20 protein-coding genes are annotated in these 22670 nt (G+C 60.8%); 9 read left to right on the top strand and 11 right to left on the bottom strand.

Annotated features, from left to right (window positions below; translation table 11 throughout):
- Positions 1-175: 175 nt before the first annotated feature.
- Positions 176-1912 carry an IlvD/Edd family dehydratase gene (locus tag EAH74_RS13370; protein WP_008157040.1) on the bottom strand — a complete coding sequence of 579 codons (1737 nt, stop codon included), beginning with the start codon at positions 1910-1912 and terminating at the stop codon, positions 176-178.
- A gap of 193 nt (positions 1913-2105) precedes the next feature.
- Here EAH74_RS13370 and EAH74_RS13365 point away from each other — a divergent pair, with 193 nt between their 5' ends.
- From EAH74_RS13365 to EAH74_RS13330, 9 genes are all read left to right on the top strand, one after another.
- Positions 2106-3428 carry an MFS transporter gene (locus tag EAH74_RS13365; RefSeq protein WP_140679029.1) on the top strand — a complete coding sequence of 441 codons (1323 nt, stop codon included), beginning with the start codon at positions 2106-2108 and terminating at the stop codon, positions 3426-3428.
- A gap of 154 nt (positions 3429-3582) precedes the next feature.
- Complete coding sequence (araD1, locus tag EAH74_RS13360; RefSeq protein WP_140679027.1) at positions 3583-4575, top strand: AraD1 family protein; 993 nt, start codon at positions 3583-3585, stop codon at positions 4573-4575.
- A gap of 10 nt (positions 4576-4585) precedes the next feature.
- Positions 4586-6166, top strand: a complete 1581-nt coding sequence (locus EAH74_RS13355; RefSeq protein ID WP_140679025.1) for an aldehyde dehydrogenase (NADP(+)) — start codon at positions 4586-4588, stop codon at positions 6164-6166.
- A 202-nt stretch (positions 6167-6368) separates the two neighbouring features.
- Positions 6369-6665, top strand: a complete 297-nt coding sequence (locus tag EAH74_RS13350; RefSeq protein ID WP_008157045.1) for a DUF5629 family protein — start codon at positions 6369-6371, stop codon at positions 6663-6665.
- The gene (locus tag EAH74_RS13345) at positions 6658-7827 is read left to right on the top strand and encodes a lactonase family protein (protein WP_140679435.1); all 1170 of its coding nucleotides are present in this window, start codon (positions 6658-6660) and stop codon (positions 7825-7827) included. Before EAH74_RS13350 ends, EAH74_RS13345 begins: the two co-directional genes overlap by 8 nt.
- Positions 7828-7982: 155 nt before the next feature.
- Positions 7983-8162: a hypothetical protein gene (locus tag EAH74_RS13340; RefSeq protein ID WP_008030101.1), complete on the top strand. Its 180-nt coding sequence runs from the start codon at positions 7983-7985 to the stop codon at positions 8160-8162.
- A gap of 208 nt (positions 8163-8370) precedes the next feature.
- Positions 8371-8496, top strand: coding sequence for a hypothetical protein (locus EAH74_RS33605; protein ID WP_261985184.1), 126 nt, complete (start codon positions 8371-8373; stop codon positions 8494-8496).
- Between the two features lie 115 nt (positions 8497-8611).
- Positions 8612-8824 carry a hypothetical protein gene (locus tag EAH74_RS13335; RefSeq protein WP_140679023.1) on the top strand — a complete coding sequence of 71 codons (213 nt, stop codon included), beginning with the start codon at positions 8612-8614 and terminating at the stop codon, positions 8822-8824.
- Positions 8821-9078, top strand: a complete 258-nt coding sequence (locus EAH74_RS13330) for a hypothetical protein (protein ID WP_140679021.1) — start codon at positions 8821-8823, stop codon at positions 9076-9078. Before EAH74_RS13335 ends, EAH74_RS13330 begins: the two co-directional genes overlap by 4 nt.
- Before the next feature lie 116 nt (positions 9079-9194).
- Here the strand turns inward: EAH74_RS13330 and EAH74_RS13325 are convergent, their stop codons facing one another.
- From EAH74_RS13325 to EAH74_RS13280, 10 genes are all read right to left on the bottom strand, one after another.
- A complete protein-coding gene (locus EAH74_RS13325) occupies positions 9195-9791 on the bottom strand; it encodes a glutathione S-transferase (protein WP_140679019.1) in 597 nt (198 codons plus the stop codon).
- Entirely contained in the window at positions 9788-13429 is a 3642-nt protein-coding gene (locus EAH74_RS13320) for an SbcC/MukB-like Walker B domain-containing protein (protein WP_140679017.1), read from the bottom strand. Before EAH74_RS13320 ends, EAH74_RS13325 begins: the two co-directional genes overlap by 4 nt.
- Positions 13426-14670: an exonuclease SbcCD subunit D C-terminal domain-containing protein gene (locus EAH74_RS13315; RefSeq protein ID WP_140679016.1), complete on the bottom strand. Its 1245-nt coding sequence runs from the start codon at positions 14668-14670 to the stop codon at positions 13426-13428. The genes EAH74_RS13320 and EAH74_RS13315 overlap by 4 nt, the downstream gene beginning before the upstream one ends.
- A 181-nt stretch (positions 14671-14851) precedes the next feature.
- Positions 14852-16504 (bottom strand): BatD family protein, encoded by a 1653-nt coding sequence (locus EAH74_RS13310; RefSeq protein WP_140679014.1) that lies wholly within the window; start codon positions 16502-16504, stop codon positions 14852-14854.
- Positions 16501-18240 (bottom strand): tetratricopeptide repeat protein, encoded by a 1740-nt coding sequence (locus EAH74_RS13305; protein WP_140679012.1) that lies wholly within the window; start codon positions 18238-18240, stop codon positions 16501-16503. Before EAH74_RS13305 ends, EAH74_RS13310 begins: the two co-directional genes overlap by 4 nt.
- Complete coding sequence (locus EAH74_RS13300; protein WP_140679010.1) at positions 18237-19313, bottom strand: vWA domain-containing protein; 1077 nt, start codon at positions 19311-19313, stop codon at positions 18237-18239. Before EAH74_RS13300 ends, EAH74_RS13305 begins: the two co-directional genes overlap by 4 nt.
- Complete coding sequence (locus tag EAH74_RS13295; protein WP_140679008.1) at positions 19306-19800, bottom strand: DUF4381 domain-containing protein; 495 nt, start codon at positions 19798-19800, stop codon at positions 19306-19308. The genes EAH74_RS13300 and EAH74_RS13295 overlap by 8 nt, the downstream gene beginning before the upstream one ends.
- Complete coding sequence (locus EAH74_RS13290) at positions 19797-20741, bottom strand: DUF58 domain-containing protein (RefSeq protein WP_140679006.1); 945 nt, start codon at positions 20739-20741, stop codon at positions 19797-19799. The genes EAH74_RS13295 and EAH74_RS13290 overlap by 4 nt, the downstream gene beginning before the upstream one ends.
- Before the next feature lie 5 nt (positions 20742-20746).
- Positions 20747-21706, bottom strand: a complete 960-nt coding sequence (locus EAH74_RS13285) for an AAA family ATPase (RefSeq protein WP_008150800.1) — start codon at positions 21704-21706, stop codon at positions 20747-20749.
- Positions 21707-21998: 292 nt separating this feature from the next.
- Positions 21999-22352 carry a hypothetical protein gene (locus tag EAH74_RS13280; RefSeq protein ID WP_140679004.1) on the bottom strand — a complete coding sequence of 118 codons (354 nt, stop codon included), beginning with the start codon at positions 22350-22352 and terminating at the stop codon, positions 21999-22001.
- Positions 22353-22670 lie beyond the last annotated feature (318 nt).

Raw genomic sequence — 22670 nt, 5'->3', positions numbered from 1 at the left:
GCGCGATCCTGGGTGATGGGGTGCCGCGCATGATAACAGGCGCGGCACGATCTTGAGGCAGGTGCAAATAAAAGTGGGAGCGAGCCTGCTCGCGAAGGCGGGGTGTCAGACAACGAAGATGTCGAATGATAAACCGCCTTCGCGAGCAGGCTCGCTCCCACAACGGGCGGGGGTGTTAGTGGGAGTGACGCGGTACTTCAGAACCGCGACAACCCACCAGGAAGTCGAAATCGCAACCCTGATCCGCCTGCAGCACATGATCAATGTACAGCTGACGATAGCCACCCACGATCAATTGCTGCGGTGGCTGCAGATCAGCCATGCGCGCCGCCAGCTCGGCGTCCGGAATGTCCAGGTGCAGACGACCGTTGGCGCAGTCGAGTTCGATCCAGTCGCCTTCCTTCACCGTCGCCAAAGGTCCGCCAGCGGCCGCTTCCGGGGCCACGTGCAGAACGACAGTGCCGTACGCCGTGCCGCTCATGCGCGCATCGGAAATACGCACCATGTCCGTCACGCCCTGGGCCAGCAACTTGGCCGGCAAGCCCATGTTGCCAACTTCGGCCATGCCTGGATAACCCTTCGGACCGCAATTTTTCATCACCAGAATCGAGTTGGCATCCACCTCCAGCTCCGGATCGTTGATCCGCGCCTTGTACATGTCGAAGTTCTCGAACACCACCGCCCGCCCGCGATGTTGCATCAGTTCGGCGCTGGCGGCGGAAGGCTTGAGCACTGCACCGAGTGGCGCCAGGTTGCCGCGCAACACACAGATGCCGCCGTCGGCGCGGATCGGGTTGTCGAGGGTGCGGATCACTTCGTCCTGGCCATAGATCGGTGCGTCCTTGGTGTTCTCACCGAGGGTCTTGCCGTTGACGGTCAGGGCATTCGGATGCGGAATCAGGTTGGCTTCACCCAGACGACGCAGCACCGCTGGCAGGCCGCCGGCGTAGTAGAACTCTTCCATCAGGAAACGCCCGGACGGTTGCAGGTCGACGATGGTCGGCATGCCGCGACCGATGCGGGTCCAGTCATCCAGGTCCAGTTCGACGCCGATGCGACCGGCAATGGCTTTCAAGTGGATCACGGCGTTGGTCGAGCCACCGATGGCAGCGTTCACGCGAATGGCGTTTTCGAAGGCTTCTTTGGTGAGGATTTTCGATAGCTTCAAATCTTCTCGAACCATCTCCACCGCGCGCATGCCGGACATGTGCGCCAGCACATAACGACGCGCATCGACCGCTGGAATCGCCGCGTTGTGGGGCAGGGAAGTGCCCAGTGCTTCAGCCATGCAGGCCATGGTCGACGCGGTGCCCATGGTGTTGCACGTACCGGCCGAGCGGGACATGCCACCTTCGGCCGCAAGGAAATCGTCGATGGTGATCGTGCCGGCTTTCACCTGCTCACTGAGCTGCCAGACCACGGTGCCCGAGCCGATGTCCTGGCCCTTGTGTTTGCCGTTGAGCATCGGCCCGCCGGTGACGACGATCGCCGGCACGTCGCAACTGGCCGCGCCCATCAACAACGCCGGGGTGGTTTTGTCGCAGCCGGTCAGCAGCACCACGCCGTCAATCGGGTTGCCGCGAATCGCTTCTTCGACGTCCATGCTCGCCAGGTTACGGGTAAGCATGGCGGTCGGGCGCAGGTTCGATTCACCGTTGGAGAACACCGGGAATTCCACGGGAAAGCCCCCAGCCTCGATCACCCCACGTTTGACGTGCTCCGCAATCTGGCGGAAATGCGCGTTGCACGGGGTCAGTTCCGACCAGGTGTTGCAGATGCCGATGATCGGCTTGCCATGGAACTGGTGGTCGGCGATGCCCTGATTCTTCATCCAGCTGCGGTACATGAAGCCGTTCTTGTCGGCAGTGCCAAACCATTGGGCGGAGCGCAGGGTGGGTTTCTTATCAGACATGATCAGTTCTCTTATTGTATGACTATATTGTTCGAGCTGAGGCGTAACATAAGCGCAAAACCGGCAGTTTGGAAGTGTTGTTGAGTAAATAGTATTACTATATAGTCCATCTCAACGGAGGGATTGCCCTGGCGGTTTTCCGCGAGAGGCGTCCCCCGAGGTTCTATAACAACAACAATCGGAGACCGATCTCATGAGCCAGGAACTGCGGCTTATTCGTCGCATAACGCTGAAACTGATTCCCTTCCTGATCCTGCTGTACCTGATCGCCTATGTGGATCGCTCCGCCGTAGGCTTCGCCAAATTGCACATGGGCGCCGACCTCGGCATCGGTGATGCGGCTTACGGGCTGGGTGCCGGGCTGTTTTTCATTGGCTATTTCCTGCTGGAAATCCCCAGCAACCTGATGCTCGAACGCTTTGGCGCGCGGCGCTGGTTCGCGCGAATCATGATCACCTGGGGCGCCATCACCATCGGCATGGCCTTCGTCCAGGGGCCGCACAGTTTCTATGTGATGCGCTTTCTGCTCGGCGCGGCGGAAGCCGGATTCTTCCCGGGCGTTCTGTACTACATCACCCAATGGTTTCCGGTGCGCCATCGCGGCAAGATCCTCGGGTTATTCATCCTTTCCCAACCCATCGCCATGTTGATCACCGGCCCGGTGTCCGGCGGTCTGCTCGGCATGGACGGCGTTCTTGGTCTGCATGGCTGGCAGTGGCTGTTCATCGTCATCGGCACCCCGGCGATCCTGTTGACCTGGCCGGTGCTGCGTTGGCTGCCGGACGGTCCGAAACAGGTGAAGTGGATGGACCAGGCCGAAAAGGACTGGCTGACCGGCGAACTGAGAAAAGATCTTGAGGAATACGGCCAGACCCGCCACGGCAATCCGTTGCACGCCCTCAAGGACAAACGTGTGTTGTTGCTGGCACTGTTCTATCTGCCGGTGACCCTGAGCATTTACGGCCTGGGCTTGTGGCTGCCGACCCTGATCAAGCAGTTCGGTGGCACGGACCTGGTGACCGGTTTTGTGTCATCGGTGCCGTACATCTTCGGGATCATCGGGTTGCTGATCATTCCGCGCAGTTCCGACCGTTTGAATGATCGTTACGGCCACTTGGCGGTGCTTTACGTGTTGGGTGCCATCGGCCTGTTCCTCAGCGCCTGGCTGACCGTGCCGGTGCTGCAACTGGCGGCGTTGTGCCTGGTGGCCTTCGCGCTGTTTTCCTGCACCGCGGTGTTCTGGACCTTGCCGGGCCGCTTCTTTGCCGGCGCCAGTGCCGCGGCCGGGATCGCCTTGATCAACTCGGTGGGCAACCTCGGCGGGTACATCGGTCCGTTCGTGATCGGCGCGCTCAAGGAATACACCGGCAACCTGGCCTCGGGCCTGTATTTCCTTTCGGGTGTGATGGTGTTCGGGTTGGTGCTGACCGGTGTGGTCTATCGCCTGCTGGAACGCAAGCACGTACTGCCGGCCGATCAGTTCGCTGCCAGCGCCCGAGGCGCTACCCGCACCTGAGAATTCACACCTATCAACTGTGGGAGCGAGCCTGCTCGCGAAAGCGGAGTGTCAGTCAGCCTTACTGTTGGATGTGACCGCCTCTTCGCCGGCAAGCCGGTCTCGCTCCCACAGGGTGCGATGCCGACTTCAAGATTGTTTACAGGAGAAAATCATGCGTTTAGTTCAGTTCGAATTGAGTAACGGCGAGCGCCGGGTGGGCGTGGTCGAAGAAGGTCTGGTGCGCGAAGTACAGGATGCGCGCACGGTTCGCGACCTGGCGTTGGCCGCGATCGAGGCGGGCGTCAATCTTGAGCAGCAGGTGAAAACCCTGGGCCTGGGTATCAGCCATGACTACGCCGAACTGCTGGCCACGTTGCGCATCCTGCCACCGCTGGATCACCCGGACCCGGCGCATATGCTGGTCAGCGGTACGGGCCTGACCCATTTGGGCAGTGCGTCGGCCCGGGACAAGATGCACCAGCAAGTCGGCGACGAAGCCGCGATGACTGACACCATGCGCATCTTCAAATGGGGCGTGGAGGGCGGCAAACCGACGACGGGGCAGGCCGGCGTGCAACCGGAATGGTTCTACAAGGGCGACGGCAGCATCGTCGTGCGTCCGGGCCAACCGTTCCCGCTGCCACCGTTTGCTGAAGACGCGGGGGAGGAGCCGGAGCTCAGCGGGCTCTACGTCATCGGCCACGACGGCAAACCGTATCGACTCGGTTTTGCCGTGGGCAATGAGTTCTCCGATCACGTAATGGAACGCAAGAATTACCTGTACCTGGCCCACTCCAAATTGCGCAGTTGCAGTTATGGCCCGGAACTTCGGGTCGGTGAGCTGCCGGAGCATCTGGCAGGCACCAGTCGCATCCTGCGCGACGGCGAAGTGCTGTGGCAGAACGAGTTTCTCAGTGGCGAGGCCAACATGTGCCACAGCCTGGAAAACCTTGAGTACCACCATTTCAAATACAGCCAGTTCCTGCGCCCGGGCGATGTGCACATTCACTTCTTCGGCACTGCGACCTTGTCCTTTGCCGACGGCATTCGCACCCAGCCGGGTGACGTGTTCGAGATCAGTCAGGCCGAGTTCGGCGCACCGTTGATCAACGGTATTGCACCGGTTGAAGCGGCGTTCGAGCCTGGCACCGTTGGCACCCTTTAAGGAGATAGGCATGACCCGAATTCTTGGTCACAACTACATCGGCGGTCAGCGCAGTGCGGCCGGTCAACTCAATCTACAGAGCATCGACGCCAGCACGGGCGAAGCGTTGCCGTTCGATTTCTCCCAGGCGACTCCGGAAGAAGTCGATACCGCCGCCAAGGCTGCCGGTGCGGCTTACCCGATCTATCGCAGCCTGAGCGCCGAACGTCGGGCGCAATTTCTCGATGCGATCGCCGATGAACTGGACGCGCTGGGCGATGACTTTGTGGCGCTGGTCTGCCGCGAAACCGCGCTGCCCGCCGCACGCATTCAAGGCGAACGCGGTCGCACCAGCGGCCAGATGCGTCTGTTCGCCAAGGTGCTGCGTCGCGGTGATTTCTACGGTGCACGGATCGATCAGGCGCTGCCTGAGCGCCAACCGTTGCCGCGTCCGGACTTGCGTCAGTACCGCATCGGCCTCGGGCCGGTCGCCGTGTTTGGCGCCAGTAACTTTCCGCTGGCGTTCTCTACGGCTGGCGGCGACACCGCGTCGGCGTTGGCCGCCGGTTGCCCGGTGGTGTTCAAGGCCCACAGCGGTCACATGGCCACAGCCGAACAGGTGGCCGATGCGATCATTCGCGCCGCTGAGAAAACCGGCATGCCGGCCGGCGTGTTCAACATGATCTACGGCGGTGGGGTTGGCGAAGCGCTGGTCAAGCATCCGGCAATTCGGGCGGTTGGCTTTACCGGCTCGCTCAAGGGCGGCCGTGCGTTGTGTGACATGGCTGCAGCACGTGCGCAGCCCATTCCGGTGTTCGCCGAGATGTCGAGCATCAACCCTGTGATCGTGTTGCCGCAGGCGCTGCAAACTCGCGGCGAATCGGTCGCCCGCGACCTGACCGCTTCGGTGGTGCAGGGCTGCGGTCAGTTCTGCACCAATCCCGGTTTGGTGATCGGTATTCGTTCGCCGCAGTTCACCACCTTCATGCAACAGGTGGCGGGTCTGATCGGCGATCAGCCGGCGCAAACGATGCTTAATGCCGGAACCTTGAGCAGCTATGGTAAAGGCCTGCAAAAACTCCTCGCTCATCCGGGCATCGAGCACCTGGCCGGCCAGGCACAGCAGGGCAATCAGGCTCAGCCGCAACTGTTCAAGGCCGATGTCAGCCTGTTGATCAAGGGCGATGACGTGCTGCAGGAGGAAGTGTTCGGCCCGACCACGGTGTTTGTCGAAGTCGCCGATCAGGCGCAACTAAGCGCCGCGTTGAACGGCCTGCACGGGCAACTGACGGCGACGATCATTGGCGAGCCGACGGACTTCGAGCAGTTCGCTGAGCTGACGCCGTTGCTGGAACAGAAGGTCGGACGGATCCTGCTCAACGGCTATCCGACCGGCGTGGAAGTCTGCGATTCGATGGTCCACGGCGGTCCGTATCCGGCAACTTCCGATGCGCGCGGCACGTCGGTGGGCACTTTGGCCATCGACCGTTTTCTGCGCCCGGTGTGTTTCCAGAACTACCCCGACAGCCTGCTGCCGGATGCGTTGAAGAATGGCAATCCGTTGCGTATTCAGCGGTTGGTCGATGGGCAGCCGTCCCGCGACGCGCTGTAACCGCCGAGCACAATCTCCTGTGGGAGCGAGCCTGCTCGCGAAGGCGGAGTGTCAGTCGATATCAACCTTGGCTGATACACCGCTTTCGCGAGCAGGCTCGCTCCCACATTTGTTCGGGGTTGTGTGTGAGTTTAGTGACCGACACGGAGTTGCTCCTGCATTGAGCTATCATTGCGTCTTTCCCATTCAAAGATTGACTGCCATGACCGCCGCAACCGACACCTTGCTCGCCACCCTCGAACACTGCGATATGGTGGAAATCGACGGGCTGCACGCCTTCGAATTCTCCCTTGATGAAGACGATAACCTGCACATCGAATGCTTGGACGGTCGTGTGTCCAAGCACTGGGAATTCACCCCGGCCGAAGTCGAGGCCGCGACCTTCGATCCAGACCTGCAAAGCTGGCTGATCACCGGCAGTTCCGGTGAGCACCGGTTGGTGTGCATGACCGCGTTCCGCGGTGATGACGACGAGGAAGAAGCGAATGAGGATGCATAAGCTTTGGCCATTGTTGATGGCCGGGAGCGTCGGCGCGATGGGTTTTCAGGTTGCGTCGGCTGACGACTATCAGTTGCTGGTTGGTTCCTACACGGCCGGTCAGAGCCAGGGGATTTATCGCCTGAACTTCGACAGCGCTACCGGGCAGATCGATGCCAAGCCGCTGCAAGTGATCAAGAGCGAAAACCCATCCTGGCTGACCCTGTCCAAGGACCAGCGTCACCTGTTCGTGGTCAACGAAAACGGCCCGGGACAAACTGATCCGGTAGGGCGCGTCAGCAGTTATGCGATCGATCCCAAAACCCATGCGCTGAGCCTGATCAATCAGGTGCAAAGCCTGGGCAACGAGCCGACGCATTCGGGCCTCAACGTTGAAGCCAGTCACCTGTTTGTCAGCAACTATTCGGTGGCTGAAGATCCGGGCGGCACGCTGGCGGTATTGCCGGTGGACGCCGACGGCAAGCTCAAACCCGTGGTACAGATGAGCAGCCATCCATCAAGCCGGGTCAATCCCGAGCGGCAGATGTCGGCACACGTGCATTCCACGGTTTCCTCGCCGGACGGCCAGTATGTGTTCTCCAACGACCTGGGCGCCGACAAGATCTTTGCCTACCGCTTCGACCCCAAGGCTAACCCGGAACTGCCTTTGACCGCTGCTACACCGGCGTCTGTCCAGTTGCCACCCGGCAGCGGGCCGCGTCATCTACTGTTCAGCGCCGATGGCAAGCACGCGTGGCTGACCATGGAAATGAGCGCGCAGGTTGCGGTGTTCGATTACAAGGATGGCCAACTCAAGCAAACGCAAATGGTCGAGTTGGCGGCGGGGCAACCCGTTTCGGACAAGGCAGCCGCTGCGCTTCACGCGTCGACCGATGGCAAGTTCCTCTACGTCAGCAACCGTGGCACCGCCAATCAGCTGTTGGTGTTCGCCATCGATCCTGCGACCGGGCACCTTAAGGAGCTGCAGCGCCGTTCCGTAGAAGGCGATCACCCGCGCGAGTTCAGCCTCGATCCGAGTGGCAAGTTCTTGCTGATCGCCAATCAGAAAAGCAACCAGATTGTCGTCGTCGAGCGCGATTCAAAGACAGGCCTGCTGGGTAAAACCGTGCAAAAACTGCCGATGGACGCCCCGAGCGACCTTAAGTTCATGGTGCGTCAATAGGCCGCAGGCCCCGGTTGATGGGGCCTGCATCCTTCTATTAATGACGCTGATATCTGCTAATGCTACAAAAGATTTCAAGGCGCCAACCTCGAAGGTTAAGTTTGCTTCACGGCCCCACCGGGCAAGCAAGCCAACTGAATCCGAGGAATACCGTCATGAACTTCAATCTCTTCTCCGTAATCGCCGCTTCCGCTATCTCTGCCACCGTTGCGTTGCCAGCCAGCGCCAACGTTGAAATCAGCGACAAAAAATCCCACGCCCAAAGCTACACCCAGAAATACCTGCAACAGAGCGCCAACTTTTACGCGGCTCTGGATCACAAGACCCAAGCCTGAAATTTGAACCCTGCACCCTTTATGCAGGAGCGAAGTCACTTGCGCCGATCGAGCTGAAACGCTTCGAGAGACCTGAGTGATGTCGCTCCTGCATAACGCGTTTACGACAGCATCATATTGCTATCAATGTATTCCTTGATATCACATGGCCATAAGTTTAAATTTGACGCTGATTTTTTGACTCCTTCCCATGATAAGGATCGACAGCATGGCAATGCGTCTGGCCGTGGTTCTTCTGTTTCTCTATTCCACCCCCATTCTTTCGGCTGCCCAGCCCGTTTCAGACGAGCCGGATGCGGCCCGCGAGCGCTTGATGAGTTTTATTGAAGACTGAGATAGTTTGGTTTAATGATTAACGAAGCTGATGGTTACTATGGATAACCCTGAGTGGTTATCACCGCTTTTTTGATCGATTCTGTGGGCATCGAAACATGCCTGCGGAGAACATCATGGCCAGCGCAATCATCACTTCTGCCAAACACGGCGCCTACCTGGCTATCGCCCTTTATGGGGTCCTGGTGCTGGTTGTCAGCCTCTCGCCTCAATCGCGCCAACCTCTTGAAGCGCCGATTCAAGTCGCTCATCCCGGCATCCAGTTTGAACACCGTTCGCAAACCGCGATGGTCGATCACGCTGAACTCGCAGGAGTCGCCGGGGAATGAAAGGGCACAGACTTTGGGTCATCGCCTTCCTGGCATTCATGACCAATGGATCTTCCTTGCTGGGGATCGGACAGGGCTCGGCGGGGTCGGTGGCACGGACTATCGAAGCCAATCACAACCTTGCTCGTAACATTGAAACCGCGAAAGCCCTGGGGCTGTTGGCCGGCAATCCGCCAATCGAACGCCAGAACGATTTCTTCGGGCCGTTCCACGTGGATTGCTCGGTGTTGCAGATGTGTGAAGTTCTCGCCTGAGTCCACCCGTAGGAGCTGCCGAAGGCTGCGATCTTTTGATGTTCGCATTGTCGCTGCCGCCGAAGATCAAAAGATCGCAGCCTTCGGCAGCTCCTACACGGATCGCGAACATCCAGTTACTTTTTCATTACCGATGTAAAAAGCTCCGACTCCAGAAACCGCTGCAACCAGGCCTGCAAACGGTGATAGGGCGACTGCCCGAACCACTCGCGATCGACATGAGCGAACTGCCGCACGAACGGCATCAGCGCCACATCCGCCAGGCTCGGATGCTCGGCCAGCAAGTAGTCGCGTCCCTCCAGCAACTCATCGAGCCTGCGCAAAAACACTTGACCCTCGGCGCGATAAAACACCATTGGCTGCTCGGGGTATCGCTCGGCGTACTTGTAGCGATTCAGATGCACCTTGAACACCTGATCGTTTTCTTCGATCAGCCCAGCGATGAGTTGCTGCCCGACAGGATCATCCTTGAGCAACCAATCCTGCGGATCGATCTGCGCCAACGCCCAGTGCATGATCGCCAGGCTTTCATCAATCACCTGACCGTCGACGCTCAGCACCGGCACCGTGCCTTTGCTCGACAGCGCCAGCATTTCGGCAGGTTTGGCCTTCAGGCTGACCTCGACAATGTTCACCGCAACGCCGCAGTAGCGCAGGGCCATTCGCGCCCGCATCGCGTAGGGGCAGCGGCGGAAGGAATACAGCGTAGTCATTTCACCTCCAGCGTACTCAGGCCGTTGCCCTGACGGCGGACCTGAATCTGCACCGGAATCCGTTCATGCATTTCCTGCACGTGTGAAATCACCGCGACTTTTCGTCCCTGCGCCTGCAAGCCGTCGAGAGCATCCATGGCCAGTTGCAGGGATTCCGGATCGAGGCTGCCGAAGCCTTCGTCGATGAACAACGATTCGATTTTCAGCGTGCTCGATGCCATTGATGCCAGGCCCAAGGCCAGGGCCAGCGACACCAGGAACGTCTCGCCGCCGGACAACGAATGCACCGAACGCAGTTCATCACCCATCTCGGTGTCCATCACCAGCAAACCGAGCATGCTGCCGCCACGTTTGAGGCGATAGCGCCGCACCAGTTGCCGCAACTGAACGTTGGCGTGATGCACCAGCAGGTCGAGGTTGTAGGCTTGGGCGATCTTGCGGAAGGTGTCGCCCGTGGCCGAACCGATCAGTGCATTCAAACGTGCCCAGCGCTGGTATTCGGTGTAGGCGTCGGCGATCTGCTGAGCGAGGGCCTGATTGGCGTTTTGCCGGCGCTGATCTTCGGCCTGTTCGGCGCGCAGTTCGGCGCAACGGTGTTCGCTGGCGGTGAACAGGTTTTGCAGCTCGGCAAGCGCTGTTGCCAGCTGTTCGGTGTCGAGATTGCCGTTGTGCTGTGCTTGATGATTGAGCAGACGCTGATCGCGTTCCTGCAACAGAACCTTGGTCTGTTCGATGGCTTTTTCGCTTTGCTGCAATTGCTGACGCAGCTCGCTGACTTGCTGGTCGTCGACACTCAGTAGATCTTCCAGACCACCGTCATCCAGTTCCGGATGCAATGCACGCCAGTCGGCAATCTTGCCGCTCAGCTCGCGATCTTCGGTGTCCAGTGCCTGGGAGCGTTCTTGCTGCGCCTTGAGTTCGGCGCCCAGCTGCACCAGCCGCGTGCGCACGGTTTGGAGTTCCTGATTGGCCGTGGCTTCGGCATTGCGCGCCCGTTCGACGGCTAGATCCAGTTGCTGCTGCCATTGCTCGGCGCTGGCGTGTTTGCCGAGCAATTGCGTGAGTTTTTGCTGGCAGGCCTGTTGCTGGTCGGCGAGGGCGGTGAACTGCTGGCGGGCCGTTTCCAACTGCTGGAGGCGAGTGAGTTGGCGGTCCTGTTCTTTCTCCAGCGTCTGCTGCCGTTGTTGCTGTTCGCTGAGTTCATCGCGTTGCTGATCGAGTTGTTCCAGACGTTGGGTGATCTGCCGGTCCAATTGCATGAAGGTCGCGGCCGGTTCGTTGCGCAGCGCTTGCAGCGTGTCGGCCGGGAGCAGGGTGCTGAACGCCGTCAACTCCTCGTCCAGGCGCTGGCGATCACTGCTCAGCTCACGTTGCTGGTTAGCCAGGTATTGGGCAGCTTGCTGGCTCGCCGCTTCAGCGCTACGCAATTGCTGTTGAAGGCGCGCGGCGTCCTGTTGCAGGGTGAGCAGGGCGGTTTGCCGTTGTTCGTCCTGAGTGATGCTCTGGTTTAGCTGACTGCTTTGCTGCGTCAGCCAGGCATCGCGTTTGAGCGGATCCTGCGTGAGCAGCTGCGCAGATAACGGATGTGCCTCAAGGCTCGGCGCCAGGTTCTGTTGCTGGGTCGCGAGGTGTTCTTGCTGTTGCAGCAACTCCTTTTGCTGAGCAATCACACCGCCCACTTCACCGCGCAGTTCAGTGAGTTTTTCTTTCAACAGGTCGACGGCTTTCTGGGCGTTGGCCTGTTCGCTTTCATCATGCCGACCAAGGCTCTGCAGCAGTGCTTCGGGCTGATGATAAGGATGGTCGGGGCTGCCACAGACTGGGCACGGCTGATCGTCCTGCAACTGCTCGCGCAGTTCTTCGACGCTGGCGCTGCGGGCCAGGCGCTGGCGTTCCAGCAGTTCGCGGGTGACGGTCAGGGTCTGTTCGGCAACGACCAATTCCTTCTTGGTTTTTACACCGTCCTGAGTCAGACGTTCTCGTTCTTGCTGAGCGGTCAGCTGGCGCTGCTGGAGTTCGGACGCGCGCTTGTCCAGTTCCTGCTGACTGACCCACAGGCGCGTCAGCTCTTCAAAGGCCCGCTGCTGCTTGCGGTTGTCTTGCAACAGACTCCCGAGAATCTGGATCTGCTCGGCTACCGCTTCCGGTTCGGCGCCGACCTCCTTGTACAGCACTTCAAGGCTCTGGCGCTGAGTGGACAGATCCTCGGCAGCGCGAGCGGCGCTTTGTTCCAGGGCGGCCAGTTCAGCCTGGCCCTTGTTCAGGCGATTGCCGATCAGCATCAGCTGTTGCAGGCGATCACGGTAGGCGTTCCAGGCATTGCTCAAAGGCGCCAGAGGAGTGCTTTGCTCAAGCTCCCCGGCAATCCGCTGCAAACGTTCGGCGACCTGTTTCTGTTGGTCCAGCAAGCCTTGGATCGTGTTTTGGCCCTGAGTGCAGGCCAATTCCGCCTGCTGCTTGAGATCGGCACTGAGACTGGCGTCCTTGACCAGGCGAGCGAGGGTGCTTTGCTCTTCGAAGGCCTGACGCAGCAACGGAGCGCTGGAGGCGTGTTGGCCTTGGGCTTCGTCCCGTGCGGTCTGCGCAGCGCTCAGGCTGTGTTCGAGTTGCGCCTGGCGCTCATTCAGGTCGGTTTGCTGTTGGGTGTGCTGCTGAATCTGCGCGGCCAGCGGTGTGAGCTGGGCAGTGAGTTCTATCTTGCGGGCGAACTGGTGGCGTTGCGGGGCCAGTTGCTCCAGGCGAGTCAGCTTCAAACGTTCGCCGGCCAGAACTTCCCAGCGCTGCTGGGCTGATTGCAACTGCTCGGTGGCGCTCTGCTGCTCGTCCTGCAATTGACGCAGGTCCTTGAGCCAGGTGTGTTGCAGCTCCAGTTGCTTGAGTTGCGCTTGCTGGGTCTTGAGTTGTTGCTGCGCCTCGCTGAAGCGTTCATCGAGCTCTGCCCGAGCTTCTGGCGACAACGGCGTCACGCCGGTGGCCTGGTCCTGCAGCAGCTTGTGGGTATCGCGAGCTTCTTTGGTTTTGTCGAAAGCCCGGCGACCGAGGCGCGTATAGAGCGCGGTGTCGGTGAGTTTTTCCAGCAGTTCGCTGCGTTCGTTGTCGTTAGCCTTGAGAAAAGCACTGAATTCACTCTGGGCCAGCAGCACCGCGCGGGTGAATTGCTCGAAGTTCAGGCCCAGTACGGATTCGAGCTGGATTTTGAATTCAACTTTCTGACTGGCCAGCAGTTGATCCAGATCGATGTCGCGCAAACTCTGACGGCTGGCTTGCAGCTTGCCGCCGGCCTTCTCCCGGGCGCGATTGGCCTCCCAGCGAGCGCGGTAGCGACGGCCATCGATGCCAACGAAATCGACTTCGGCATAACCTTCACCTGTGCCGCGACGCAGCAGCGTGCGGGGGTCGCCAGTGCTGATCTCGCCGTCGGCGTCTGGCGCTTTGGCAGACACCTGAGCATTGCTAAGCCGAGGCACAGCACCGAACAGCGCCAGACACAAGGCGTCGAGCAAGGTGCTTTTACCGGCGCCGGTCGGCCCGGTGATCGCGAACAGACCGGCGCTGGCCAACGGCTCAGCGGTAAAGTCGATTTCAAAGGGCCCGGCCAGTGAGGCGAGGTTTTTCAGGCGGATCGCGAGGATCTTCATGGTTGTTCGCTCTCCATCTGCACGTCTTGCAACAGCTCGGCGAAGTCCTTGAGGGTTTGCTCGTCGACCTCGCTGCCGTAGTTGTCCTGCCAGGCGCGGCTGAACAGTTCCTGGGGTGAGAGCTGGTCGAGTTCAATCAAGGTCGTGCCGTCATCGACGCCATCGCGGCTGCCATTGCCGGCGTATTCAGCGGCGATCCGCACCAGACGCACGGCTTTGCCTTGCAGGGCGGTTTCCACTTGATAACGCAAGTCGGGTTGCGGCTCATCGAGGCGCACCCGAACTTCCAGCCACGGCTGGCGCTGGATGTCGGCCAGCAGGTCGATGTTCGGTAAGTCGGCCAATTGCAGCAGGATTTCGGCCAATGGCGCGGGACCGATGCGTTGCAGATTCACCGCCCGGGGGATCAGTTTGGGTTCGACGCTGACCAGGGTTTCGCCCTCGAGTTTGATGTCGAGAATCTGGTGCTGATAGCCGATCTCGGAGAACGACAAAGGAATCGGCGAGCCGCTGTAGCGGATGCGCTCTTCACCATTGACCTTCTGCGGCTTGTGCAAATGACCGAGGGCGACGTAACTGATAGTCGGCCCGAACAGGCTGGCGGGCAGCGCTTCGGCGTTACCTATGATCAGGCTGCGCTCGGAGTCTTCCGAGACCGATCCGCCGGCCATGTGCGCGTGGCTGATGGCGATCAGGGCCTGGCCCGATTTGCGCTTGGCATTGGCGGCTTCGATCAGCCATTCGTGAACCTGACCGATGCCGCGCAGGTAGTTGTCACCCAAATGCGCACCGGTCACTTCGGCGGGGCGCAGGAACGGCAGCGCCAGGCACCAGGCGACGGTTTTGCCTTTGGCGTCCGGCAATGGCAGCAGCAGGCGCTCGGCGTCGAGTTGACCGTCATCCAGCCACAGCACACGGCCCAGCGCATGCGTGCGCAAACGCCGCATCAACGGCGCGGGCAGTTCAATGCGCGAGCCGGAATCGTGGTTGCCGGCGATCATCACGATGGTCAGCTTCGGCTGTTGTTCATGGGCGCTGACGATGAAATCGTAGAGACGTTCCTGGGCTTTGACCGGCGGATTGACCGTGTCGAAGATATCGCCGGCGATCAGAAGCACGTCTGGCTGGTCCAGCTTCAGCTGGCGCAACAGCCATTCGAGAAAGCAGGCGTGTTCGAAATCGCGCTCCTGGCCGTGCAGGTTCTGCCCAAGGTGCCAGTCGGAGGTGTGAAACAGACGCAAGGTGAACTCCGTAGGAAATAAGGTGATGGCCGCGAGGAAAATGATGGCGGCTAAAGGGGAGGGAGTTTACTGGCAAAAGGCGACGGTTGCTGAAAGCCTGAAAAGATCGCAGCCTTCGGCAGCTCCTACATGGGAATGGCGCACACCTGTAGGAGCTGCCGAAGGCTGCGATCTTTTGATCTTATTTGGGATAAAGCGGTGGCAAGCCACTGTCGCCCACCGGGTCCTGAACCCGCTCGGCAATCGGAATCGCCTTGATCGCCCGCCACAGATCTTCACCTTGCCAATGCTGGCCGGTTTCGCTGTAGAGCGCGCCGTTCAAGCCGTCGAGGGCGTCGGACAACGGCACAAAGCGCGCCGCCATATCGGCCAGGGTTTCCGGTTGTTGCCGGGCCCAGGCGTCGAGGGCCTGGCGGGTGGCGTGGGAGTCGTTGGCCTGACAGGCGCGCTTGAGATCGTCGAGCACGGTGCGCGGGCTCGGGCCGGTCTGCGCCGCACGCAGGATCGCCGGTTGCCAGCGAGCGCGCCACCAGAGACCGAAGCCCAGCAGGGTGGTGCAGGCCAGGATGAGGGTGCTGAGTTTCCACCACCAGAGGGCTTCATTGTCGGCCGCGGAAAAGACTTGAGGCATGCCGGCCGGGGTGTCGACCATCAGGCTCGGATTGTTCGCCACTGGAAGGGTTTGGGCCGGCAGGCTGCTGTGGTCGAGGTGGTCCTCGAAGGTGTTCCACCAGATCACTTCAACCGCTGGCAACTCGATTGCGCCGGCACGCGTTGGCACGAGGGCTTCACGGTCTTCGCGACTGCCGATCAGGCCTCGCTCGCTGTTCTGGTTGCCCAGCACCGGTTGATCCGGGTAGCGCCGCAAGCCGTTGACGTCGGTGGCGGGCAGCGGTGGCAATTGCGAACTGTCCAGACCCTCAGCCTTTACCGTCAGGCTGCGGGTCAACGAATCACCCACCTGCGCATGATCCGGTTCCGGGTTCCAGCTTTCGCTCAGGCTGAGGCTGCGGGCCGGCAGCCATGGCACGTCGGCCGGGTAGGTGACGGGTTTGGCCTTGACCGTCAGCAGAATCTCGGCGGAGCTGACCCGCATCAATTTGCCGGATTTCGGTGCCTGGGCGGCGGCGTCCTGGGCGGGCTGTGCGTCCACCAGTGCGGCATTGAATATCTGCGGCGGAATGATCAACTCACCGCTGTGTTGCGGGTAGATCGCGTAGCGCATCTCGATCACACCGTGGCGCAGGCCATTGATGTCTTTCTCGTAGGTGCGCGCCACGCCCAATTGCTCGATGCGCACATCGGGGATTTGCAAAGGGGGCAGGCTGCTGTCGTCGTACAGCGACACCGAATGGTAGATGCGCAAGGTCAGGATCGCCTGGGCTTGTACGTACACGCTGTTTTGATCGAGGCTGGCGTCGATGAATACCGCGGCCCGTTTGTTCGGGCTGTCCTGGGTTTCAGTCTCGACCACTTGCACGGTGATCGGCTGGCTCTGCACGTCACCCAGTTTCAGTGACGGAATAACCACGCTGCCGTTCTGCCGAGGCAGCAGGGTGATGATCCAGCGGGTGGTCGCACGGTTGTCGCCGTTCAGGGTGGTCAACTGGTTGACCTGACGGGTGCCACGCACGTCGAACAGCGGCCCCAGTGGTGTCAGATCAGGCTTGCCGAACTGGGTCACGTCGTTGGATTCCAGGGTCAGTTCAATCGTTTCGCCGCTGTTCAGGCGACTGCGATCCACACTGGCGACCAGCCCGGCTGCCTGGGCCTGAACAGTGCAGAGCAGCAGGGCGGGCAGCAGTGCGAGCAAGAAAGTGGTGAAGCGGGTCATCGAGTTTTTCCCTGATCCTGATGTTGTTGCTGTTCGTACCAGAATTTGCGTCTGAGCAATTCACCCGGATCATCCGGGATCTTGCGCAGCCATTGCTCCAGCGCCTGGCGCTGTTCACCATCGATGCTGTCGCTGGCCGGGCGCATCGGTGGTCGGGTGCTGTCTTCATCCCCCAGTTCGCTGCCCGGGACTTCATTGGTGCCGGGTTTCGACGGCGTTTTGCTCTGTTGGTCGGAGTCCGTCGTGGTTTGTTGGCCGTCGGTTTTTGGTTCGCCATTATCCGACGGTTGCGTGGCCGCGCCCGGCGGCGGTTCTTGCGTATGGGGCTCGGTCTCGTTGCCGGTGTTTTTGTCCGAATCAACGGGCGGTGGAGTGTTTTTCTGCTTGAGCAAAATTTCCACCAGCGCCTTGTTGATCAGGGCCGGGCGCAAATCCGGTTGACGTTCCAGCGCCTGATCGTAGGCATCCAGCGCGGCTTCCAGCTCACCGCTTTTGGCCAGGGCGTTGCCACGATTGTAGTGGGCGTGGGCGTCGCTGCCTTCGGCGAACCGCTGGGCGGCGCCGCTGTAGTCGCCTGCCTCGTAGAGCGCGACACCTTGCCATTGTCGATCTTCGAAATGCTGCGCAGCCTCGGCCGGGCGCTTCTGCTTCAGCAAGATCAGACCCTGTTGGTCGGGTCGCAGCCACAAATCGTTGAAGTCGAAGGCATAACTCGGTTGTGGCAGCAAAAACAGCAGTGGCAAGCAGAACAGCCAGCCGCGACGACCGGCGCACGCCGCCAGCAGCAGCAATGGCAACAACAGCCAGTAACCCTGATCGGCCCACGTATCGAGGCGCAGGGTCTGACCGTCGTTGCGCAGCATGCGTGGTCCCTCGAGCAAGCCGAGTGCGCGCAAGTCGGTATCGTCCAGGCGCGCGTGGCGATAATGTCCGTCCAGGTCGTTGGCAAAGGCTTTCAGGCTGGGTTCGTCCAGATGTGGCACCAGAATCGCACCCTGGTCGTCCTTCAGGAAACTGCCGTCCTCCTGGGTGATCGGCGCGCCTTCGGCAGTGCCAATACCGAGCATCAGAAATTGTGTCGACTTGCCGTCCAGCGCCTGCCGAATTCCTTGGCGTTCCTCTTCGGTCAAGGTCGAACCGATCAGCAGGATCCGCCCATCACCGAGGGCGCCCTGTTCCAGCAGGGCAAGGGCCTTGGTCACTGCCAGATCGGCGCGATGTCCCATTTGGGGCATCAGCGAAGGCTTGAGGGCATCCAATAGATTGCGGCTGGTCGACAGGTCATCCGACAACGGCACCAGCGTGTGAGCGCTGCCGGCGTAGACGACGATCGCCGTCTGGGCATCGCTGCGGTGCTCCAGCAGGTCGAACAGCTTGCGCCGGGCCTGTTCCAGCCGGTTGGGTGGTACGTCGGTGGCGAGCATTTCCGGGGTCAGCTCAAGGACCACGACCAGCGGGTCGGCGGGTTTCTGGCTGGCTTGCTCGACACGTTCCCAGCTCGGCCCGAGCAGCGCCAGAACGGTCAGCACCCAGGCACATCCCAGGATGACCCAGGGCAATTTGCTGTCGCGACCATTGCCACCACTGAGCAACGCCGCATGGAAGGCCGGTGGCAGAATCATCTGCCAGCGACCGGCGCGTTTCTGCCGATGCCAGAGTTGCCAGAGCAACCAGCCAAGCAATGGCAACAACAGCAGCCACCAGGGGCGGAACAAGTACGGCCAGAGTGCACTCATCGGCGCCTCCGCAGACGCAGACGTTTAAGCCGCTGGCGCCAGTCGGGCAGTTGAGTGTGCAGAAGATCTTTGGTGAACAATCGCCGCAACGGGTTGTCCGGCCAGCGCTCGCGAACCACCAGCAGCATGCTCAACAGCAACGCCAGCGCCAAAGGCCAGTGGTACAACGCCTGTGCCGGACGGGCCTGAGTCGGTTGCTGGGTCACCGGTTCCAGTTTGTCGAGGGTGTCCTTGATCGCTTGCAACTCCTTGTCATCATGGGCGCGAAAATACTGGCCGCCCGTGGCTTCGGCGATCGCCATCAAGGAGGGTTCATCGAGGTCAAGGCTCGGGTTGACCCCCAGGAAACCCAAAGTGCCGCTTTGCTCCGGATCGGCGCCGATACCGATCGGGTAGATTTTCACGCCTTCGCTGGCAGCCAGCCGCGCAGCCGTGAGCGGGTCGATTTGGCCACCGTTGTTGGCGCCGTCAGTGACCAGAATCAGTACGCGACTTTGTGCCGGGCGTTGGCGCAGGCGCTTGAGGGCCAGGCCAATGGCATCGCCGATGGCGGTGTTCTTGCCGGCGATGCCGATCCGCGCTTCGTCGAGCCACACGCGCACCGTGTGCCGGTCGAACGTCAGCGGTGCTTGCAGGTAGGCCTGGCTGCCGAACAGGATCAGGCCGACGCGATCGCCGTCGCGACTTTCAAGGAAGTCACCGAGCAAGTGCTGAACCAGTGTGAGTCGACTGACGTCTTCGTCCTGCCACTGCATGTCGGGGAAATCCATCGAGCCAGACACGTCGACCGCTACCAGCAGATCGCGACCGCTGGCGGCGATGGGCAGCGGTTCGCCAAGCCATTGCGGGCGCGCCGCCGCGATCAGTAGCAACAGCCACAGCAGAATGAACGGTGCCTGTTGGCGCCAGGCCGGCAGGTTGGCCCGGGCGCGGCGGCGAGCCAGGCCTTCGAGGTCGCTGAGGAAGCTGACTTTGAGCGCCGGCTCGCCACTGTCGGCGACAGGCAGCACGATGCGCATCAGCCAGGGCAGCGGCAACAGGGAAAAGATCCACGGCCAGGCGAACTCAAACATGTTTACGAATCCAGGTATCGACCGCTTGAGTCAGGCCGGCGATGGCCTTGTCGTCGAGTTTGCATTCGGGTTTGTAGGCGCCTTCGACCAGCACCATCCAGCGGGTCAGACCGGCAGCCGGGCAACGATTGTCGAGGAATGCCAGCCATTTGCGCCCATTGAGGGTATGGCTCTGGCTGTAGGGGTAGTGGTTGCGGCACAGGCGTTTGAGCAAACCGTTGAGTTGCTGCAACCAGGCACCGGCCGGCGCGCCGTCGTAGGGTTTGGGCATCCGCGCGAGTTCTGCCAGCGCGGCAAGGCGCACCGGGTCCAGCGGTTGTTCGGCGCGCACGATCGGACGTTTGTTCGCAAAGAAGTGCCTGGCCTTCCACAGACCGAAACCGATGAGCGGCAGTAACACCAGCAACAGCCACCAGCCCGGTGCCGGTGGCCAGAATTCAATCGGTGGCGGGGAGATCAGCGGTTGCAGTTGATCGAGGCTGCTCATCGGCCTTTCCCCGGTTTCTGTGGGTTCAGGTACTCGCGCAGTTGCTCGACCATCTCACTTTGGGTGCTCAGGGGCATCAGCAATACCCGCAGCTTCTGCGCCAGCAATTCCCAGCGAGCGATGCGCGCTTCGGCCTGGGCGCGATAGGTCTGGCGCAGCTCGAAATTCAGGGTGTCGAGTTCCAGTTGCGCACCGCGTTCGGCGAAGCGTAAAAGCCCGGCGGCGGGCAGGGCGTGATCCAGCGGGTCGGATACCGGCAGCAGCAATAGATCGCAATGCCGCGACAACAGGCTCAGCTGTTGTTCGGCGCCCTCGGTCAGGGCGCGTTCGTCGCAGATTATGATCACCAGGCTGCCGGGACGCAGGACTTCCCGGGCGCGGCGCAGGGCGATGTTGAAGGCGTCCCGGTCCGGCTCGTTTTCCGTGTGCAGCGACTGATTGACCCGCACCAGACGGTTGAGCAATTGCAGCAGGCTCTGCTTGCTGCGTCGTGGCTTGATTTCATAGTGCTCGTTGTTGCCGAACACCAGTCCGCCGACCCGATCGTTATGACCCAGTGCGGCCCAGCCGATCAGGCTCGCGGCCTGGGCGGCGAGCACCGATTTGAACATCAGCCCCGAGCCGAAAAACAGCCGGCGACTTTGCTCGACCATGATGAAAATCGGCCGCTCGCGCTCTTCATGGAACAGTTTGGTGTGGGGTTCCTGGGTGCGGGCGGTGACGCGCCAGTCGATGCTTCGCACGTCATCGCCGGCCTGATAGACCCGCACCTGATCGAAGTCCACCCCGCGCCCGCGCAGTTTGGAGTGGTGCAAGCCGATCAGCGGGCTGCGCTGGCTCGGTGTGGAAAACAGTTGCACTTCACGCACGCGATGGCGCATCTCGATCAGCTCGGCGAGGCTGACACGGATGCCCGGCTCGGGCGGCAGGAGGGCGTTCATCGGGGTCAAGCGACGGCTACGACGTCGAGAATCCGCTGGACCACCCGGTCCTGGTCGATGCCCGCGGCTTCGGCTTCAAAGGAAAGAATGATGCGGTGGCGCAGTACGTCGAACAGCACCGCCTGGATGTCTTCCGGGCTGACGAAGTCGCGACCGGCCAGCCAGGCGTGGGCCCGGGCGCAACGGTCGAGGGCAATCGAACCACGCGGGCTGGCGCCATAGGCGATCCACTCGGCCATCTCCGGGTCGAACTTGGCCGGGGTGCGCGTGGCCATGACCAGTTGCACCAAGTATTCCTCCACGGCGTCGGCCATGTACAAGCCGAGGATTTCCTTGCGCGCGGCAAAAATCGCCTGCTGGCTGACCCGACGCTCGGGCTTGGTTTCGCCGTTCAGCGCTTCGCCACGGGCCTGTTGCAGGATCCGTCGTTCGACGGCGGCGTCCGGAAAGCCGATTTTTACGTGCATCAGGAAGCGGTCGAGCTGCGCTTCGGGCAGTGGATAGGTGCCTTCCTGCTCGATCGGGTTTTGCGTGGCCATCACCAAAAACAGCGGCGACAGCTCATACGTGCTGCGCCCGACGCTGACCTGGCGCTCGCCCATGGCTTCGAGCAGGGCCGACTGAACCTTGGCCGGGGCGCGGTTGATTTCGTCCGCCAGCACCAGGTTGTGGAAGATCGGACCTTGCTGGAACACGAAACTGCCGGTTTCCGGGCGATAGATTTCCGTACCGGTGATGTCGGCCGGCAACAGGTCGGGTGTGAACTGGATGCGATGGAACTGTGCTTCGATGCCTTCGGCAAGTTCTTTGATGGCCTTGGTCTTGGCCAGGCCCGGAGCGCCCTCGACCAGCATGTGGCCGTCGGCGAGCAAGGCGATGAGCAAGCGCTCGATGAGTTTTTCCTGGCCGAGAATCTGCGTTGAAAGAAAGGTTCGCAGCGCTAGCAGCGCTTCACGATGTTCCATCGATGACTGTTCCTGGAAAGGGTGACCGAAGACGTTCGAATAACGCCAGGGCTGGGGGCGTTACTTTAATCTATCGCGGGGGGCGGCGACTAACGGCATTTTGTGCAATCTGCGGGAAATGATTGGCGAAAGTGTTTGAAATTTGTATGGGTAGGGCGGGGTGGTGAACTATAGGGCCTCTTCGCGAGCAGGCTCGCTCCCACATTGGAATTGCACTGGATGCAAATCTTGTGTCCGCTGGAGATCCCCTGTGGGAGCGAGCCTGCTCGCGAAGGGGCCGGTCAAGGCACCCTCAAATCTCGCTGATATAGGTACCGGTGCCCTTGAGAATGTTCTGCAATGTCTCTTCCACTTCCAGCAGATCGCTCGCATCAGTGCTGTGAATGATTTCCAGCGAATCATCACCATTGAGCGCATCAGCGTCAGCGGCGGCGATTTCGATCAGCAGGCGGGTAGGGCTGAGGGTGACTTTTACGCCGTCCAGCGTCGAAGGCTCGCCGTCGAGGGTGATGTCCAGCGCGTCCTCGTCCGGGTAGCGGGTCATCAGGAACATATCGCCCTGATCGCTGTGGCAGCAGAGCATGGCCATGTTGTCTTCTTCGTCGTCGCACGGGTTGACGATCAAGAGGGCGGTGGTCATTTGCATGGGGAATTCCTGGCTCGACGAGCGTTGTGAAGACGAACAAAGGGAGATTCTGCCAGCCCTCGGGAATTTCTGCTCGCCTGAGTGTCAGAGGATGTGTCGTGAACATCTGAGGTGTTGCTGGTCATTTCTGGTACGGATGTGCCGCAAAACCGGGCTTAAACCCCCCGTTTTGCCGTGCGGCTGCTAGTGTTGTTCGATGCACAAGGCGCAAGCTGCGTACCGATGACCGAATATGTCGCAGCGCTGCAAGCACGGGGCTTGCCGCACTCGTTAAGCTGCGCAACGGATGAGCACCTGTAAAGACATTGCGCTGCACCT

This window comes from Pseudomonas mandelii (assembly GCF_006438925.1).
Classification (GTDB): Bacteria; Pseudomonadota; Gammaproteobacteria; order Pseudomonadales; family Pseudomonadaceae; genus Aquipseudomonas; species Aquipseudomonas mandelii_C.
This window is presented reverse-complemented; position numbering and strand designations above follow the sequence as displayed.